15 protein-coding genes are annotated in these 16,462 nt (G+C 70.1%); 6 read left to right on the top strand and 9 right to left on the bottom strand.

Annotated features, from left to right (window positions below):
• Positions 1-273 precede the first annotated feature (273 nt).
• The 3 genes from serB to D458_RS0131935 all read right to left on the bottom strand — a co-directional run bounded on the left by serB (position 274) and on the right by D458_RS0131935 (position 3,102).
• Positions 274-1,485 (bottom strand): phosphoserine phosphatase SerB, encoded by a 1,212-nt coding sequence (gene serB, locus D458_RS0131945; protein WP_026119888.1) that lies wholly within the window; start codon positions 1,483-1,485, stop codon positions 274-276.
• 93 nt (positions 1,486-1,578) lie between these two features.
• Complete coding sequence (locus tag D458_RS0131940) at positions 1,579-2,208, bottom strand: DUF1707 SHOCT-like domain-containing protein (protein WP_017590789.1); 630 nt, start codon at positions 2,206-2,208, stop codon at positions 1,579-1,581.
• A gap of 135 nt (positions 2,209-2,343) precedes the next feature.
• Positions 2,344-3,102 (bottom strand): hypothetical protein, encoded by a 759-nt coding sequence (locus D458_RS0131935; protein ID WP_017590788.1) that lies wholly within the window; start codon positions 3,100-3,102, stop codon positions 2,344-2,346.
• 55 nt (positions 3,103-3,157) lie between these two features.
• On the opposite strand from D458_RS0131935, the gene D458_RS0131930 reads away from it, so the two are divergent.
• The 3 genes from D458_RS0131930 (at position 3,158) to D458_RS0131920 (ending at position 6,100) form a co-directional block, all read left to right on the top strand.
• Positions 3,158-3,943, top strand: a complete 786-nt coding sequence (locus D458_RS0131930) for an ABC transporter ATP-binding protein (RefSeq protein WP_017590787.1) — start codon at positions 3,158-3,160, stop codon at positions 3,941-3,943.
• A 269-nt stretch (positions 3,944-4,212) separates the two neighbouring features.
• Positions 4,213-5,139 carry an SPFH domain-containing protein gene (locus D458_RS0131925; RefSeq protein ID WP_017590786.1) on the top strand — a complete coding sequence of 309 codons (927 nt, stop codon included), beginning with the start codon at positions 4,213-4,215 and terminating at the stop codon, positions 5,137-5,139.
• A gap of 202 nt (positions 5,140-5,341) precedes the next feature.
• Positions 5,342-6,100: a sulfite exporter TauE/SafE family protein gene (locus D458_RS0131920; RefSeq protein WP_017590785.1), complete on the top strand. Its 759-nt coding sequence runs from the start codon at positions 5,342-5,344 to the stop codon at positions 6,098-6,100.
• Between the two features lie 7 nt (positions 6,101-6,107).
• On the opposite strand, the gene D458_RS0131915 is transcribed toward D458_RS0131920, so the two are convergent.
• The 3 genes from D458_RS0131915 to D458_RS0131905 all read right to left on the bottom strand — a co-directional run bounded on the left by D458_RS0131915 (position 6,108) and on the right by D458_RS0131905 (position 8,434).
• Positions 6,108-6,731, bottom strand: coding sequence for an HD domain-containing protein (locus tag D458_RS0131915; RefSeq protein ID WP_017590784.1), 624 nt, complete (start codon positions 6,729-6,731; stop codon positions 6,108-6,110).
• Between the two features lie 204 nt (positions 6,732-6,935).
• Positions 6,936-7,850 carry an alpha/beta hydrolase gene (locus tag D458_RS0131910; RefSeq protein ID WP_017590783.1) on the bottom strand — a complete coding sequence of 305 codons (915 nt, stop codon included), beginning with the start codon at positions 7,848-7,850 and terminating at the stop codon, positions 6,936-6,938.
• Complete coding sequence (locus tag D458_RS0131905) at positions 7,844-8,434, bottom strand: TetR/AcrR family transcriptional regulator (protein WP_026119887.1); 591 nt, start codon at positions 8,432-8,434, stop codon at positions 7,844-7,846. The genes D458_RS0131910 and D458_RS0131905 overlap by 7 nt, the downstream gene beginning before the upstream one ends.
• Before the next feature lie 453 nt (positions 8,435-8,887).
• On the opposite strand from D458_RS0131905, the gene D458_RS0131900 reads away from it, so the two are divergent.
• Positions 8,888-10,372 carry an aldehyde dehydrogenase (NADP(+)) gene (locus D458_RS0131900; protein WP_017590781.1) on the top strand — a complete coding sequence of 495 codons (1,485 nt, stop codon included), beginning with the start codon at positions 8,888-8,890 and terminating at the stop codon, positions 10,370-10,372.
• A gap of 44 nt (positions 10,373-10,416) precedes the next feature.
• Here the strand turns inward: D458_RS0131900 and D458_RS0131895 are convergent, their stop codons facing one another.
• Positions 10,417-11,046, bottom strand: coding sequence for a hypothetical protein (locus tag D458_RS0131895; RefSeq protein WP_017590780.1), 630 nt, complete (start codon positions 11,044-11,046; stop codon positions 10,417-10,419).
• A 268-nt stretch (positions 11,047-11,314) separates the two neighbouring features.
• On the opposite strand from D458_RS0131895, the gene add reads away from it, so the two are divergent.
• The gene (gene add / locus D458_RS0131890; protein ID WP_017590779.1) at positions 11,315-12,361 is read left to right on the top strand and encodes an adenosine deaminase; all 1,047 of its coding nucleotides are present in this window, start codon (positions 11,315-11,317) and stop codon (positions 12,359-12,361) included.
• 18 nt (positions 12,362-12,379) lie between these two features.
• On the opposite strand, the gene D458_RS0131885 is transcribed toward add, so the two are convergent.
• A complete protein-coding gene (locus tag D458_RS0131885; RefSeq protein WP_026119886.1) occupies positions 12,380-13,555 on the bottom strand; it encodes a DUF418 domain-containing protein in 1,176 nt (391 codons plus the stop codon).
• Between the two features lie 292 nt (positions 13,556-13,847).
• Between D458_RS0131885 and D458_RS0131880 the strand changes: the two genes are divergently transcribed.
• Complete coding sequence (locus D458_RS0131880) at positions 13,848-14,891, top strand: GntR family transcriptional regulator (RefSeq protein WP_017590777.1); 1,044 nt, start codon at positions 13,848-13,850, stop codon at positions 14,889-14,891.
• A 78-nt stretch (positions 14,892-14,969) separates the two neighbouring features.
• Here D458_RS0131880 and D458_RS0131875 read toward each other — a convergent pair whose 3' ends face one another.
• Entirely contained in the window at positions 14,970-16,103 is a 1,134-nt protein-coding gene (locus D458_RS0131875; protein ID WP_017590776.1) for a CapA family protein, read from the bottom strand.
• Positions 16,104-16,462: the final 359 nt, after the last annotated feature.

The following is a 16,462-nucleotide window of genomic DNA, read 5'->3' as shown; positions in this document are numbered from 1 at the left end:
CTTGAGAATAGGGGGAGGGGTTCGTCTTTCGGGGCGGGCTCCTCCTTCTTTTTGTTTTTTGTCATGGCTTGTGAACATGTGAATTCTGATGGGGGCAGGGGTGGGCTGGCGGGTGTGGAGGTTCCCCCGGTATCGACGTTAGGTGGCCGGGATGGGAATCGCCAGTGGCCGGCTCGGGGGCTGTGGATAACTCACGGAGCGACCGTGCACACGAAAAGACCGTGCATGCGAAAAAGGGGGGCTTCGTGATCACGGAGCCCCCCTTTTTCTTGTTCAGTCGTTGAGGTCCGCGGCTTCGATTTCCTCGCGGGTGATGCCGAGGATGAAGGCGATGGTGTCCAGGTAGGGCACGTTCACCGAGGTGTCGGCTTGCTGGCGGACGACGGGCTTGGCGTTGAAGGCCACGCCCAAGCCGGCGGTCTGGAGCATGTCGAGGTCGTTGGCTCCGTCGCCGACGGCGACCGTCTGCTCCAGGGGGACGCCGGCTTCCTCGGCGAAGCGCTGGAGGGTGGTCGCCTTGCCCTTGCGGTCGATGATGGGGCCGACCAGTTCGCCGGTCAGCTTGCCGTCGATGATCTCCAGGGTGTTGGCCGCGGAGTAGTCCAGACCGAGGCGCTCCACGAGGACGTCGGTGATCTGGGTGAAGCCGCCGCTCACGATGCCGCACTCGTAACCCAGGCGCTTCAGGGTACGGACGAGGGTACGTGCGCCCGGGGTCAGCTGGATCTCGTCGCGGACCAGCTCGATCGCGGAGGCGTCCAGCCCCTTGAGGAGGGAGACACGGCGGCGGAGGGACTCCTCGAAGTCGAGTTCTCCGCGCATGGCCTCCTCGGTCACCTTGGCGACCTCCTCGAGGCAGTTCGCGTGTGCCGCGAGGAGCTCGATGACCTCGCCCTGGATGAGGGTCGAGTCGACGTCCATGACGATGAGGTGCTTGCCGCGGCGGTGCAGCCCGCTGGCCTGGACGGCGACGTCCACACCCTGGGTGGCGGACTCCATCGCCAGTTCGGCGCGGAGCTGGTCCGGGTTCCCTCCGGAGATCTCCATCTCCACGGAGGTCACCGGGTAGCCGGAGAGCCGTTCGATGCGGTCGATGTTGGCTCCGGAGCGGGCCACACAGGAGGTGATGGCACCCAGGGCTCCGGGGCGTAGGGGGGCGGCGAGGACAGTGACGTGGAGTCTCTCCGCGGAGACCTCGTTCACGCGATTGTTGCCGACGTCGTACTCGACGTCCATGTCGAGATCGATGGCGGTCTTGTCCAGGGCGGAGCGGATCTCCTCGAAGACCCGCTGGCGACTCACCCCCGGGGCGACCCGCTCGTCGACCTCCAGAACGGCGCCCAGGACCAACCGGCCACCCAGGACGACCTGCTCGAGGTCGACGATGGTGACAGGGAAGACGGAAAGGGTGCTCAGAAGGCGTGCGCTGATGCCCGGACGGTCGCGCCCGGTCACCGTGACCAACAACGTGGATTCATCACTCATGGCGCTCTCCACGGTACTCGGCCGTGGGGCGGGAGTGACGGGCAGGGGCTGGGGTTTTCGCAGCTAGTTCACCATGTGGACACCCCGGCCTCACTACTTCTTGCGCTTCTTCTTCATGTGCTTGGCCTTCACGTCCACTCCGCCCAGCATGCACGTTCCGGTCAGGTGTACTACGGGGGCGTTCGGGTCCGTGACCTGGTCCGTTCCGTGGAGGTCCACTCCGCCCAGAATCGCTGACGTGTTGTTGATCACCCGGACCCCGTGGGGCACCTTGATGTCCACCCCGCCCATGATCACGGCGAGCTGGATGGTGACCTCGTGCTGGCTCAGCACCGCCTCGCGCAGGTCCAGTTCCACTCCGCCGCAGAGCACCGACACGTTGGTGCGGGGCTCCACCAGCCAGCGGCCGCGGCGTTCGCAGCCGCCGAAGACCGCCACGAGGTTCTCCGAGCCCTTGCTCTGCCCGGCGAGGTCGCGGGCCTCGTTGCCGAGGATCTCCATGCCGCTGTCCGGGTTGCCGGGGTCCACACGGTAGGAGGTGGTGCTCCCGGGGAGGTCGGAGATGATCGGGGCCAGTTCGCCGATGGTCTTGGCCTTGTACAGGACGTCCAGCCGCTCCTCGTGCTCGACCGGGCTGAGGCGTCCCTCGGCGACGGCTTCGCGGAGCCGTTCGGCAACCTGGTCGCGGTCCGCGTCCGAAGCTCGAATGTGCTCGGGTTGCATGATGACGGCTCTCCTCCTCTGTGAGTCGGCCACGTGCGGCCTCCCACTGTCCAGTATCGGGGAGACGGCTGTTGCCGTGGATCAGGTGAATCCCCTGGCTTCACCCGGAGAAAACCCGGCACCCCTCCCAGGGTCCTACCTCTCTATGGCGGTGTGTGCGGCCACCAGGGCCCGGCGCACGGCCGCGTCCAGCTCTCGCAGGGCCTCCGTGCGCAGGCGGGCCTGGTGGGCGCTGAGTCCCCGGCCGGAGCCGGGCTCGGCCAGCTTCACGACCTTCGCCAGCCGTTCGGCCTGTGCCGCGACCCGGTGTGCTCGCGGAGGATAGCCGTGGGCCAGGAGCGGGGTCCCCGAGTCGCCGAGGTCGCCCAGGGCCCTGTGCACGGCCGGGGCGAAGCCCGCGACGTCGTCCACCCCCTGGAGCTGTTCGGCGACCCGGACCAGGGTGAGCTTCAGCCGCCGCTCGGCCTCGGGCAGGTCGGGTATCTGGGGGAGGGCGTCGTTCGCCGGATACGGGGTCCACGAAACGCCCACGTAGGATGAACCACGCCGGTCGGCGGCGGGCACGAGGCCTGTCTGCCGGTCGGCGAGCTGCACCAGCACCCCCTCCTGAGCCTCGATGGCGGCCTGGTTGAGTTCGGCCGGGCCCACCAGCCCGAACGGGTCCCCCCAGGCGGGCAGCGCCAACCGGAAGACGGACAACCCCAGGCCACGAAGGCGTACCAGTGCGGCACGCAGCGGTACGCCGCTGTCGAACGGCAGGTCGCCTGGGGGTACTGTCCCGATCAGGTTGGGGCCGCTCCGGCGTTCGACGGCGTCTACGGCGTCGTCCAGCCCGACGTGGCCGGACAGCCAGGCGTTGCCCCAGGCGACGAGCGGTGCGGACGTCAGATGCATTACTTCAGGGTAGGGCGGCCCGTGCACCGGCGTGGGACGTGACGATAGGAGGATGATGGACGGGCGTGTTCTGGGCCTGAACGGGGTCACGGTACGGCGCGGCGGCGAGCATCTGCTCGACGGTGTCGACTGGTCGGTTCTGGAGGGCGAGCGCTGGGTCGTGCTCGGCCCCAACGGCGCGGGGAAGACCACCCTGCTGAACGTGGCTTCCAGCCAGCTGCACCCCACCGCGGGCAGGGTCGAGATCCTCGGAGAGAAGCTCGGCGGTGTGGACGTCTTCGAGCTGCGGCCGCTGATCGGTTACGCCGGGGCCTCCGTGTCCGGTCGGATCGAGGAGGGCACCCCTGTTCTGGACCTGGTGGTCAGTGCCGCTTACGGGTACCTGGGGCGCTTCCGCGAGGAGTACGGCACCCCTGACTACGGGCGCGCGCGTGCGCTGCTGGGCCACTGGGGTGTGGCTGATCTCGCCGAGCGTGTCTTCCACACCCTGTCCGAGGGCGAGCGCAAGCGGGTGCTGATCGCCCGTGCGCTGATGTCCGACCCGGAGCTGCTGCTCCTGGACGAGCCCGCGGCCGGGCTGGACCTGGGCGGCCGTGAGGACCTGCTGCGCCGCCTGGGCAAGCTGGCGTCCAACGAGACGGCGCCGGCGCTGGTGGTGGTCTCCCACCACGTCGAGGAGATCCCGCCCGGCTTCACTCACGGACTGCTGATCCGGGACGGGGACATCGTGCAGGCCGGTCCGCTGGACGAGGTCATGACGGCCGAGCACCTCAGTGAGACCTTCGGTCTGCCGTTGAAGGTGGAGCGTGACGGGGGCCGCTGGACGGCCAAGGCCGTATAGGGGGTTGTTTTTATGCCGAGAATGTATTGTCCGTAAAACCTATTTCCGTCCGGATGTGGTCCTCTCGGAGAGGTATGGGGTAGCGTCAACGTTCAGTGAGCGGATCGCTCTATTTCGGCGCGCTTTATGATCTTCCCCCCGAGGTGAGGCGGCGAGGGCGCGGTCCGCTCCCACGCTGCCTGTCACCCCCGTCAGGAGATCCGGAGCTGCCGCAGATGCCGCTGTTGAACACCGTTACCCGGTTCGACGTCGGGAGGGTTTGGTAACCCATGGCCTCGATCATCATCGTCGTACTCTTCGTCGCCGTACTTTTGATCATCTTCTGGCGCAGTGTGCGTATCGTGCCGCACTCCATGGAGGACGTGGTCGAGCGCTTCGGTAAGTTCCACCGAACCCTCAGCTCCGGCTTCAATATCGTGATCCCCGGTGTCGACCAGGTCCGCGAACGCATCGACCGCCGTGTCCAGGTGGTCAGCTTCCCGCCGCAGTCGGCCATCACCGAGGACAACCTGGCCGTCGAGGTCGACTCCGCGGTCTACATACGGGTCGTGGACGCCTACCGCGCCACCTACGAGGTCGCCAACTTCATCCAGGCCGTCGAGCAGCTCACCCTCGCCACCCTGCGCAACGTGATCGGTGGCATGAACCTGGAGGGCACGCTCACCTCCCGGGACCAGATCAACCGCGAACTCAAGACCGTGCTGGACGAGGCCACCCGGGACTGGGGCATCGAGATCAGCCGGATCGAGCTCAAGGGCATCGAACCGCCGTCCTCCGTGCAGGAGGCGATGGAGATGCAGATGCGCGCGGACCGCGAGAAGCGCGCCCAGCTGCTCAGCGCCGAGGGTGAGAAGCAGGCCCTGGTACTGAGGGCCGAGGGTGAACGGTCCTCGTCCGTGCTGAAGGCGAAGGGTAACGCGGAGGCGCAGATGCTCACGGCCAAGGCCGACGCGGACGCGCAGACCCTGCGGGCCCGCGGTGAGGCCGACGCCATCCACATGGTGTTCAAGGCCCTGCACACGAGCCGGGTCGACCCGGACGTGCTCGCCTACCAGTACCTGCAGAAACTCCCGGAGATCGCCAAGGGCGACGCCAACAAGGTGTGGATCGTCCCCGCGGAGATGGGGCAGGCGCTCCAGGGTGTCAGCAGTGCCTTCGAGCGGATCCAGAGCGAGGTCGTGAAGGTCCCGCACTGACCGGTGGCGTCCGTCACCCTGACCTCCCCCCGGAACGGCCCCGAGGCCCCGCCGCACCAGTGCGGCGGGGCCTTCGTGCTGGTGGGAGCGCCTGTGCCGGTGCGGTCACTGTCCCAGCCCCGGCCTGAGGATCCGATGACTCGGTCTCGTAGTCTGTTCTGGCCCTCGACGGTCGGGGAGCGAAGGATCGGAGCGCACCGCGATGGAACTCTGGGAGGCCCTGGCCATTCTGCTCGCCGGTGTGGCCGCCGGCGGGATCAACGCCATCGCCGGGTCGGGAACGCTCTTCACCTTCCCGGTGCTGCTGGCCCTCGGCTACCCGCCGATCACCGCCACCGTCTCCAACAGCATCGGCCTGGCCCCCGGAACACTCAGCGGCACCATCGCCTACCGGCGCGAACTGGCCGGGCAGAAGACCCGGCTGATCCGGTTCGGCACCATGTCCTTCTTCGGTGCGATGACCGGCGCCATGCTGCTGATCTACCTGCCCTCGGGCGTCTTCGAGTCCGTGGTGCCGTTCATGATCGGCGGCGCGTGCGTGCTGATCGTCCTTCAGCCCCGGATCACCAAGTGGGCCCGCTCGCGCAAGCCCGCCTCGAAGAACGGCGGCCCCTGGATGCCGGTGGGCGCCTACGGGGCCGGCACCTACGGCGGGTACTTCGCCGCCGCGCAGGGGATCATCCTCATCAGCCTGCTCGGCGCGACCCTGGACGACGACCTCCAGCGACTCAACGCCCTGAAGAACGCGCTGGCCACCATCGCCAACAGCACGGCGGCGGTGTTCTACATCGTGCTCGCCTCACCCGCGTGGCCGGTGGTGGGCCTCATCGCGGTCGGGACCATCGTCGGCGGCTACCTGGGAGCCAACTTCGGCCGCAAGCTCAGCCCGGCCGCCCTGCGGGTGGTCCTGGTCGTGGTGGGTCTGACCGCGGCGGTCCAGCTGGTCATGGGCCGGGTCTGACCGCCGGTCAGGTGCGGAAGTATCCGCGCCGGTCCGCGTCGTCGATCAGGGCGGTGGCGTAGGACCCCAGGGCCTCGGAGCCCTCGGAGACCAGCTTCACCTTCTCCATGACCTGAGCCCGGGTGACACCGAAGCGCACCCACGCGCCGCCGTCGTTGTGCCAGTTGGCGAGCATCGGGGAGAGCCGGTCGACGGCGCGGGCGAACCGGGCCTCCGGGGTGGCCCGGGCCTCGAACTCGTCCCACAGCTCACGGGCCCGGGCGGCCTGGTCCTCGGGGAGCAGGGGGAAGAGGCGGTCGGCGGCGGCGCGTTCGCGCTCGTCCTGCGTCTCTGTGCTGACCGGGTCGAAGAGGAAGGTGTCGCCCGCGTCGATCTCCACGATGTCGTGGAGCAGGAGCATCTCGGTGACGCGGTCGATGTCGGTGCCTTCGGGAGCGTACTCGGCGAAGGTTCGGGCGGACAGGGCCAGGTGCCAGGAGTGCTCCGCGGAGTTCTCCCGCCGGGAGCCGTCCACCAGCAGGTTCTGCCGCAGGACACGCTTGAGTTTGTCCACTTCGAGGAGGAAGCGCAGCTGTGCGTTCAACCGCTCGTTGTCGACCCCGCTGGCAAAGACCGGTGCCGGTTCCGTCACGTGGTTCGCCCTCCTGGTGGATGAGTCGAAACGGATCAGGTGGGACCGCTGTCGCGGTCGCCCCTGGATGATCCCATGGAACGTGTACTGGCTGTCGCGGCGGCGTCCGGGAAGCGGACGGAGGGGAAGACCGCGGGGTGTTGTGGGTGAACGTCCGCCGTTGCCCCGCTCCGTGCGCGGGACGGGGGCGGAGCGTACCGGTGGTCAGGCGTCCGCGGGTGCCTGGACCTGCGGGGAAGAGGTCAGGTGCAGATGGAACCACTCGGTCAGTGCCCGGTCGGTGAGGACGCCGGCCGGGGTGAGCGGGCCCGGTTCGAGACCGGGCTCGGGGCCGATCGCGTGGGCCAGATCGGGCACCACGATGTGACGGAGCGCATGCTCGGCGGCCCGGCCGCCGCCGTGTTCGGGGCTCTGCGGGGATCCCTGGGCGGCCAGGGTGTCGTGGAAGGCCCGTCCGTGCTCGGCCGGGGCGACCTCGTCCCGGCCCCCGTTGACGATGAGCACGGGGGTCCCGACGCGGGAGATCTCGTCGGCCCGGGCGGAGAAGTCCAGCCAGCCCCGGGTCTGCTGGGCCTGGGCGCTCCAGCGGTACGGGTTGCCCGTGCGGCGCTCGCGGGCGGCCATCAGCAGCGAGGGCTCCACGATCGGGTTGATGACCGCGGCCGCGCCGACCTGCAGGCGGTCCTCGGCCAGGGCCAGGAGCACCGCGGAGGCGCCGGCGCCCACTCCCACCAGACCGACCGGGGTGTCGGCGACGGGGAAGTCCGAACGCAGTTCCTCGACGACGCGGCGCAGTTCGGCCGCGGCCTCCTCCACGACGGGACCGAAGAGTTCGACGAGGTAGTCGCGTTCCCCGCGCCGGTTGATCTCGGTGACGCCGCCCTCGGGCAGGCGGGCACCGAACAGGGGCAGGCCGAGGTAGACCCGCCAGGCCGGAAGCGAGGCCATGGGGACCGCACCGGCCAGGGCCGACTCACTGCGCGGCGGTTCGAAGGCGTGCAGCCCGACGACGAGCGGGGCCGGGGCGCCGGTGGCCGCGGCCGGAGGCAGGGCGAGGAAGGGCACGCCCGCGGCGGTCCCGGTGACGGGGGCGGAGAGGGCCGGCGCGTCGGCTACCAAGGACGGTCACCTCCGTTGCGTTCGGAGAAGTGGGACAGGTAGCTGCTGACGAGGCGCTTGGCCTCGTAGACGAGGGCGGGGTCACCGTCGGGGTTGTCGCGGAAGGCGAGCTTGAGGACGGCGTCCGCGGCTTCGACGGCGACGTGGATGGTGCGGTCGAGCTCGTCGTCGTCGGGGATTCCGGTGACGGAGACGATGATGCGGCGCAGCCGCACCGAGATGACGCGGTTGTTGTCGCTGCCGCCGTTGAGGAGGCGGGGGTCGACGATGTCACCGAAGTGGAGGCTGCGGAAGCCGGGCACGTTGCGGTGCATGTCGATGTATTCGTCGATGACGGTGTCGACGGCGACGGTCCAGTGGGTGAAGGAGGCGTCGGCCAGGCGCTCGGTGACCCGGGTGCTGAACTGGTCCAGGAAACGCAGCCCCAGGGCCTGGGTGATCGCTTTCTTGTCGGGGAAGAACTGGTAGACGGAACCGATGGCCACTCCGGCGCGTTCGGCGATCCGGGTGGTGGAGAGGTTGTCGTAGCCGACCTCGTCGAGGAGGTCGGCGCAGCAGTCGAGCATGCGCTGGACCCTGACCATGCTGCGCTGTTGGGCCGGGAGCCGACGCAGGGGAGCCTGCGCGAACGCGAGCTCGTCGTTGGCGGCGCCGGCCGGTCCGCGACGCTCACGCGACGCGGGGGTCCCGTTGTTCGCGCCTGGAGTCCGTCGCGCGCGCGGGGGCGTTGAGCTTCGGGAATTTGTCGTCACACCACCTATGATGCCTTTCCGGAATCACCTGGTTCCGGGGAAATTCCAGTTTCGTTCCGAAGAACCTCGGGAGAGCGCGTTCCAGGCCGGTCCGAGCGACGTTTTCCAAGATGGGGAGCGTGTGGAGGAGTCGGTAACGGAACGGCCCGCTCTGTACGCCGTGCATCCGGCATCGCTGTCGGCGGTCGAGGGGCCGCCGTGTGAACGGGACGGCCCTGTCCCGCGCCGGGGGCCATGGCATCGTGGGCCTGGCAGCGCACCTATCTTCCCCAGGAGGTTCCGGCCATGACCACAGCAGCCCCCCAGAGCACACCGGAAGAGCGCCCCGGGACCACTCCCGAGGAACTCGACGCCGTCCTGGAGCGGGCGTCCGCCGCCGCACCGCTCTACGCCGCCCTGCCCGCCGCCGAACGGGCCCGGGCACTGCGGGCCGTGGCCGACGCCCTGGACGGGGCGGCCGAGGAACTCGTCCCCGTCGCGATGGCCGAGGCCCACTACCCCGAGGCGCGCTGCCGGGGCGAGCTCGGCCGGACCACCTTCCAGCTCCGTCTGTTCGCGGACGTCCTCGAGGAGGGCGAGTACCTGGAGGCGATGATCGATCCGGCCGACCCGGACTGGGGTACGCCCCGGCCGGACGTGCGGCGCCTGCTCGTCCCGCTCGGCCCGGTGGTGGTGTTCGGGGCCGGCAACTTCCCCTTCGCCTTCTCCACCGCCGGGGGCGACAGCGCCTCCGCGCTGGCCGCCGGGTGTCCCGTGGTGGTCAAGGCCCACCCCGGCCATCCCGAACTGGCCCGGCGCACCGCGGACCTGGTGGTGGCGGCGCTGGCGGACGCCGGGGTCCCCGAGGGCGTTTTCGCCCTGGTGAACGGGTTCGAGGCGGGCAAGCACGCGGTCACGCATCCGCTCACGCGGGCGGTCGGCTTCACCGGATCCATCCCCGGCGGCCGGGCCCTGTACGACCTCGCCGTCTCCCGCCCGGAACCCATCCCGTTCTACGGGGAGCTCGGCAGCGTCAATCCCGTCTTCGTCACCCGCGCGGCGATGGCCGACCGGGGCGAGGAGATCCTGGAGGGGTACGCGGGATCGGCCACGATGGGCTCGGGCCAGTTCTGTACCAAGCCCGGGGTGGTGTTCGTCCCCGAGGGGGCGGAGCTGGACGCGCTCGTCGCCGACTTCCAGGGGCGGGCCGCCGCCCCGCTGCTCAACGACCGGGTGGCCGAGGGGTTCGCCCGGGGCGTGGACACCCTGACCGGACATCCGGCCACGGAGGTGCTGGTCCAGGGCGGGGAGACCGCCGAGGGATGGTCGCCGACCCTGCTCCGTACCGATCTGGACGCCCTGCTGGAGCACTCCGAGGCCCTGCTGGCCGAGTGCTTCGGGCCCGCCACCCTCGTGGTCGCCTACGCCGACGAACGCCGTCTGCTGGAGGTGGGCGGGGTGCTGCACGGCCAGCTCACCGTCACCGTCCACGGCGAGGAGGACGATCCGATGGCCCCGGCGCTCCTGGCCCTGGGCGCCTCGGTGGCGGGCCGGGTGGTCTGGAACGGCTGGCCGACCGGAGTGGCGGTCACCCACGCGATGACGCACGGCGGTCCCTACCCGGCGACGACCGCGCCCCTGCACACCTCGGTGGGCACGACCGCGATCCGCCGCTTCCTGCGGCCGGTCACCTACCAGTCGGTGCCGCAGCCGCTGCTTCCCCCGGAACTGAGGGACGGCAACCCGCTTTCCGTGCCCCGGAGGGTCAACGGCGGGCTGCCGTCGGAGTGAGATCCGGCCTCTGAGCGCCCGGAGGGCACGGGCTCTCCGGGCACTCAGGTGTTGGCGGCGTCGTAGCTCTCCCGGAAGGCCTTGAAGCGCGTGTGCTGTGCCTTGGCGCTGGAGTAGGCGAGGGCGAAGGCGATGAGGAACACTGTGGCGGGCGCGAGCCGGAGCAGGTGCAGCGGGGTGAACCCGGGGCCGATGATGTCGGCCAGGGGCAGGACGGTGACGAACAGCAGGACGATGAACAGTCCGCCCATGGCGTAGCCGGGGTTGCTGTTGTGCACGAGCCGGTCGGACAGCCGGCGCGCCAGGTGGTTGGTGGCCGGGTCCGGTCCGAGTTCCCCGGAGGCCGCCTGGAGCCTGGCCGAGGCGTACCGGACGGGGTCGTTCTCCTCGACATCGGGCAGGTTCCTCGCGTGGACGTACATGGGCAGCCCGGCCAGCAGGGCACCGACGACCGTCGCGCACAGGATCCCGACCAGGGTCCAACCCGGGATGCTGGTCGGATCGACCAGGGACGGGGCGGCGGCGGTGACGGCGAGGAACACGGCGCCCACCGCGGCCAGGGCCGCGCCGCGGACGGCGTAACCGCCGGGGTTGCGCTGCGCGTAGATCTGGATCCGGGCACCGAGGACCTGGGAGCCGGTGGGGCGGGGAGCGGTCGCGGGCTGCGTGTTCATCGGCTGCTCACTTCTTGGTGGGAGGCACTGCCTGTGGGGAGGTGGTGAGCACAAAGCTACGGAGAGGGCGCCCGCCCCCACCACGCTCTTTGGTCAACGGCCTGTGGCGGGAACCCCCATCTTTCGTCAGGTCGTCCGTGCGCGGTGACGATCGCCGACGGCCCGCGTCGGCCCGGTGGCCCGCGTCGGCCCGGGGAACTCCCCGACTTTCGTCAGATTGCCCACCCGAAGTGGCGCCCCGCCGTGCCGTCCTCCTAGGTTTGGCGCTATGGATCAGACTGCCCCGACACTCGTCGACCCGTCCGTCAGCCAACTCGTGCGGGACCTGCCCAAGGTCGAACTGCACGTTCACCTCGAGGGCTCCATGCCCGCCGAGACCCTCTTCGAGCTGGCCGGACGGCACCGTGTGGAGGGGGTCCCGGGCACGCTGGAGGAACTCCGGTCCTGGTACGCCTTCACCGACTTCCCGCACTTCGTGGAGGTCTACCTGGCCTCGGTGCACACGCTCCGGGAGGAGGCCGACTTCGCCCTGCTGGCCTCGGTCGTCGCCGAGCGGCTGTCCGCCCAGAACGTGCGCTACGCCGAGGTGCACGTGAGCCTCTACGCCCACCTGATGCGCGGAGTCCCGGCGAAGGTGGTGTTCGACGGGATCGAGCGCGCCCGGATGGACGCCGAACGCGAACACGGCATCCAGCTGAGGTGGATCCCCGACTTCCCGGCCGACTTCGGTGTGGAGTCCGCGGAGAGGACGGTCGAGGCGGTGCTGCGGGACGGCCCGCAGAGCGTGGTGGGTTTCGGCGTCGGCGGTGTGGAGAGCCCGTTGGGCCCCTACGCCGAGGTGTTCGGCCGGGCCCGGGCGGCCGGGCTGGCCAGCCTCCCGCACGCGGGGGAGCACGGAGGACCGGTGCGGGTCCTGGAAGCGCTGGACGTGCTGGGCGCCGAGCGGATCGGGCACGGCATCGACGTGATGAAGGACCCCGCCCTGGTCGAGCGGCTGGTGGCGGCGCAGGTCCCGGTGGACGTCAGTCCCACTTCCAACATCTGTACGCGCGCGGTGGACCGGATCGAGGAGCACCCGCTGCCCGCCATGCTCGACGCGGGCCTGCTGGTCACCCTCAACAGCGACGACCCCACCATGTTCGGCAGCGACCTGAGCGGTGAGTACGGGATCGCGCACGACATGGTGGGGTCCGAAGGGCTGGTGCGGCTGGCCCGCAACGGTGTGGAGGCCTCCTACCTGGGCGTGGCCCGGCGGCGGGAGCTCCTGGCGGAGATCGACTCGGTGGCCGCGCGCTACGGGATCGCGGTGTCCTGAACCCCGGTCCCGGTCCCCTCAGCGGGAGGGGCCGTAGGTGAGGCGGCGCAGCGCCGCCTCGGCGGGGCCGCGTACGCCTCGTCGGCGCATGAGGTCGGCGAGGACCACGGTGGTCGACCACACGGCCACCGCGATGCCGACGGCCGCGGTCGCGGACACGTGGAGGTGGAGGGTGTAGGAGGCGAACAGTGCTGCCCACACCACCGACTGGGCCAGGTAGAAGGTCATGGACCGCTGTCCGAGCGCGGCCAGCGCGTTGGCCACCGGGCCCTGCCGACCGTGGAGACGGACGGCGATCAGGGCGATGAGCGCCGCGTAGCCGAGCCCGGCCGCGTAGCCGCTCAGCTGGTGGAGTCCACCGGCGACCAGTGCGTCCAGCGGTGAGTGGCCGGGCCACGCCTCGGCCTTGATCAGAGCGAGGGGCAGACCGCCCAGCAACCCCAGGGGGAGGCCGACGAAGGCGGCGCCGCGGAGGAGCTTCAGGTGTCGCCGAGGCTCGTCCAGAACGCGGTGCCGGGCAGCCAGGATCCCCAGCAGGAACGGGACGACGGTGCTGATGAACATGACCGGGGTGAGGAACGCGAACGCGCCGAGGCGGAAGGCGAGCTCGCTCACGACCCCCTCCGGTACCGGCGGGAAAGCCGCTCCGTCGGTCATGGCCTGGTCAGCGGCGTTCAGGGCATGGATGGTCGCGCCCAGGGGCAGCCAGATCACCGCCAGCACGACGAGTGTCCGGTCGCGGAACCGCAGCACGCCGGCGAAGACCAGGGCGAGGAGACCGTACACGGCCAGGATGTCGCCGAAGAAGAGCAGTGCCGCGTGCACCACGCCGAAGACGATCATCCAGCGGCTCCGGCGGCGCAGCAGGGAACGCACCCAGGGCCACTCATGGCCCTGCTCGGTTCGGCGCCGGTGGATCTGGGCGAGGCCGTAGCCGAACAGCGCCGCGAACATGGGGTAGCCCCGGTAGTCGACGAACACGGCGGTGCCCGCGGTGGCGATCCGGTCCGCGACGGTTCGGACGGCCTCCTCACCGCCCGCCATCACGCTGAAGATGTGCGTGTGCGCGAGAGCGATGACCAACAGCATCACTCCTCGGGCCAGGTCCGGGGCGAGGACGCGACGGTCGGTCGGGACCGGACCCGACACGGTGTCCGGGACGCGCGCGGTCCCGGGCGTGGACGTGTGGGACACGGTGTTCTCCAAGCGAGTTCTGGGTTGGATCTGATGAGACGCTGTACGCATGCTGGGGCCTTGATTGTGCGCTTCGGGGGTGATGCACCTGTTGCGTACACTATAAACATGCAGAGATGCCCATGAGAACCCCTTTTTTACAGGGCTTTTTGCCTTGGTGAACTAGTGCACTAGGGGTATTTCGAGGAGTGTGTGGCTGGATCTCCGTGGCGGAGTAAGGGTCCATGAGGGGTTTCGCCTGAAGGTTGCGCACTAGTACACTCGGGATTCGGGTCGAGCCGGGAGGCCACTGATGTCAGAACCTTCGGGGCGGGAACTCCCGCCCTACGCGCGTGTCGTCGCCAGCATCCGCGAGCGGATCACCGAGGGGGAACTCGAACCGGGGGACCGCGTGCCCTCGACCCGCGAGATCATCCGGGAGTGGGGGGTGGCCATGGCCACCGCCACCAAGGCCCTCTCCGCGCTGCAGCAGGAGGGGTTGGTGGAGGCGGTACGCGGGGTGGGCACCGTGGTGCGGGGTTCCCCGCAGCCCGAGGCGGCCGTTGGCACCGCACCCGAACCGGCTCCCGTGGGAAGGCCGGAGCGGGCGGTACCGACCGCGGAACCGGAACCGGTTCGCCCACGCACGGCGGGCGGGGGCGGACACCGACCCGCCTCCGAATCCGCGCTGACCCGGGAGGCGATCGTCCGGGCCGCGATCACCATCGCCGACGCGGAGGGGATCGACGGTCTGTCCATGCGCCGGGTCTCCACCGAGCTCCGGGTGAGCACCATGGCGCTGTACCGGCACATCGCCAGTAAGAGTGAGCTCCTGACCGCGATGATCGACCGGATCTACCTCAACTCCGACCTGCCCGAGCATCCACCGGAGGAGTGGCGGGAAGCCCTCGGTCTGGCCGTGCTGTGGGAGTGGGGCGTCTACCGTCAGCACCCCTGGGCCGTCCGGCTGACCATGATGTCCGGACCGGTGGCTTCCCCCGGCCTCATGGGGAACGCGGAGTGGATGATGGGTGTGGTCACTGCCCAGGGGCACTCCTCGGACCGCGCCCTGACCGTCGTCACGATCCTGTCGGCCTACACCTCGGGCATGGCGCTGCAGGGCATGCAGGTGGCGGTGGACGAGAACGAGGCCGCGCTGGACTACGAGCAGTGGTGGCGGGCCAAAGGCGAGAAGTTCCTCCAGTACGCGGCCGAAGGGCGCTACCCCGTCATGTTCGGTGTCACCGGGCCGCCTGACGTCGACCGGGTTTTCGCGGTGGGGCTGGAACGCCTGCTCGACGGGCTCACGCCCCTGATCGCACCGCCGGACCAGGGCGCGGACGCCCAGGACCGGTGAGGACGGGGCCGGCCCGCCGCTGGAATCCAGGCGGGGGCCGGCCCCGGAGCGTTCTCGTGCGAGCGCGTTCCGGCGTGCCTAGGCCGGGGAGTCGGTGAGCGGCAGGCCGCACTCCTGGCGCATGTCCACCCAGGTCTGGCGGGCCTGGTCTGCCGCTTCGCCCTCGTAGGGAACCGGGACGCCGCCCTGGATCTGGGCCGGGGCCCAGTCAGCCTCGAGGACACTGCCCCGGTCGAAGGTCAGGGTCAGCACACCGGTCTCGGCGGTCGGGCCGCTGAAGTTGTAGAACACGAAGTTGCTCAGGCCGTAGTGCACGTAGGCGTCACCCTGGAATCCGCCGGGCGAGAGCACGTGCGCGTGGCCGCCGACCACGGCGGTGGCGCCCGCCTCGACGAGTTCGTCCGCGAGCTGGGGGGCGTGCGGGAGCGGGCAGTGCGAACCCTCCAGCCCCCAGTGCAGGAAGACCACGACGTTGTCGTGCTCGGCGGCGGCGTCGGAGACCGCCGAGAGCATCCGGTCCTTCATCTCGTACTTGGTGGTGGCCAGGCCCGGCTTGCCCTCTCCGGCGGTCCACTCGGGGATGAGGTGGTCGTCGAGCACGTCGGTGGCACCGAACATGGCGACGCTCTGCCCGTTGACCTCGGCCACGTGCGGCGTGTAGGCCTCGTCGGCGCCCCGGCCCGCGCCCACGAGGGCGACGGGGGAGGCGTCCCCGTTGTCGAGGGTGTCGAGCAGGCCGTCCTCGCCGTAGTCCATGCCGTGGTTGTTGGCGAGGGTGGCCACGTCCACCCCGGCGGAGTCCAGTGCCTCCAGCGCGCTGGAGGGCGCACGGAAGACGAAGTCCTTGCCGGGGATGGGGGTGCCGCCCTCGGTGACGGCGGTCTCCAGGTTGACCATGGCGAGGTCGGCTGCGGAGAGCTGCTCGGAGATGGGGTCCAGCGCGGTGGCCGGGTCGGCGAGACGGGGGAGGAGCATGCCCTCGAACATCACGTCGCCGCCGAAGGCGACGGTGAAGGGTTCCGATGCCGGCTCGGACGCGGCCTGGGGCTCGGCGGTCCCTTCGCTCTCCTCGGTTTCGGGGGCGACGGCCCCTTCGTCGAGCTGGTCGGGGTCGTCGGCCGAGGAACAGGAGGCGACGAGTGTGAGCGCGAGGGTCGCGGCACCGGCCGCGATGATCCTGCGCGTACGGGGGCGCGGACGTTCGGGGTTCATGCATGCTCCAGTGGGGCGGGGGGAATCAGAGGGCATGTCCGTCCGGTAGGACGCGACCCGGCTGACTCCGGTTGGCCGTCGTGACTGGATGGATGCCTTCGGCAGGCTCCTGACCTGTCACCAGTGGTCCACCCTCCGTGCTTCGTGGCGGGTGGGCGGGGTGTGGGTTGGATGTCCGGTGTTGACGGGCTCTTGGCCGTCGGGTGACTCGCCAGAGCCAGGGTATGCGCTTGTGACCAGCGGTTTTGATGATTTCGCAGTTTTCGGCACGTCGCTCGCGGCGGGTTGGTAGGGGCGACGGGGGCCTGTGGGGGCTCCGGCCAGGACCCGGGCTGCGGATGGCGGGTGCCGGGGGGGGG

It is taken from the genome of Nocardiopsis ganjiahuensis DSM 45031 (genome assembly GCF_000341085.1).
In the GTDB taxonomy this organism is placed as follows: Bacteria; Actinomycetota; Actinomycetes; order Streptosporangiales; family Streptosporangiaceae; genus Nocardiopsis; species Nocardiopsis ganjiahuensis.
Note: the sequence above shows the minus strand (reverse complement) of the source record. Positions and strands in the feature narration are given on the sequence as shown.

Excerpts from the sequence above, each read along its gene's own strand:
- D458_RS0131880 (WP_017590777.1), top strand. The coding sequence starts at position 13,848 with ATGTCAGAACCTTCGGGGCGGGAACTCCCGCCCTACGCGCGTGTCGTC.
- D458_RS0131900 (WP_017590781.1), top strand. The coding sequence starts at position 8,888 with ATGACCACAGCAGCCCCCCAGAGCACACCGGAAGAGCGCCCCGGGACC.
- D458_RS0131905 (WP_026119887.1), bottom strand. The coding sequence starts at position 8,434 with ATGGTCAGGGTCCAGCGCATGCTCGACTGCTGCGCCGACCTCCTCGAC.
- D458_RS0131925 (WP_017590786.1), top strand. The coding sequence starts at position 4,213 with ATGGCCTCGATCATCATCGTCGTACTCTTCGTCGCCGTACTTTTGATC.
- D458_RS0131920 (WP_017590785.1), top strand. The coding sequence starts at position 5,342 with ATGGAACTCTGGGAGGCCCTGGCCATTCTGCTCGCCGGTGTGGCCGCC.
- D458_RS0131940 (WP_017590789.1), bottom strand. The coding sequence starts at position 2,208 with ATGCAACCCGAGCACATTCGAGCTTCGGACGCGGACCGCGACCAGGTT.
- D458_RS0131935 (WP_017590788.1), bottom strand. The coding sequence starts at position 3,102 with ATGCATCTGACGTCCGCACCGCTCGTCGCCTGGGGCAACGCCTGGCTG.
- D458_RS0131875 (WP_017590776.1), bottom strand. The coding sequence starts at position 16,103 with ATGAACCCCGAACGTCCGCGCCCCCGTACGCGCAGGATCATCGCGGCC.
- serB (WP_026119888.1), bottom strand. The coding sequence starts at position 1,485 with ATGAGTGATGAATCCACGTTGTTGGTCACGGTGACCGGGCGCGACCGT.
- D458_RS0131930 (WP_017590787.1), top strand. The coding sequence starts at position 3,158 with ATGGACGGGCGTGTTCTGGGCCTGAACGGGGTCACGGTACGGCGCGGC.
- add (WP_017590779.1), top strand. The coding sequence starts at position 11,315 with ATGGATCAGACTGCCCCGACACTCGTCGACCCGTCCGTCAGCCAACTC.
- D458_RS0131895 (WP_017590780.1), bottom strand. The coding sequence starts at position 11,046 with ATGAACACGCAGCCCGCGACCGCTCCCCGCCCCACCGGCTCCCAGGTC.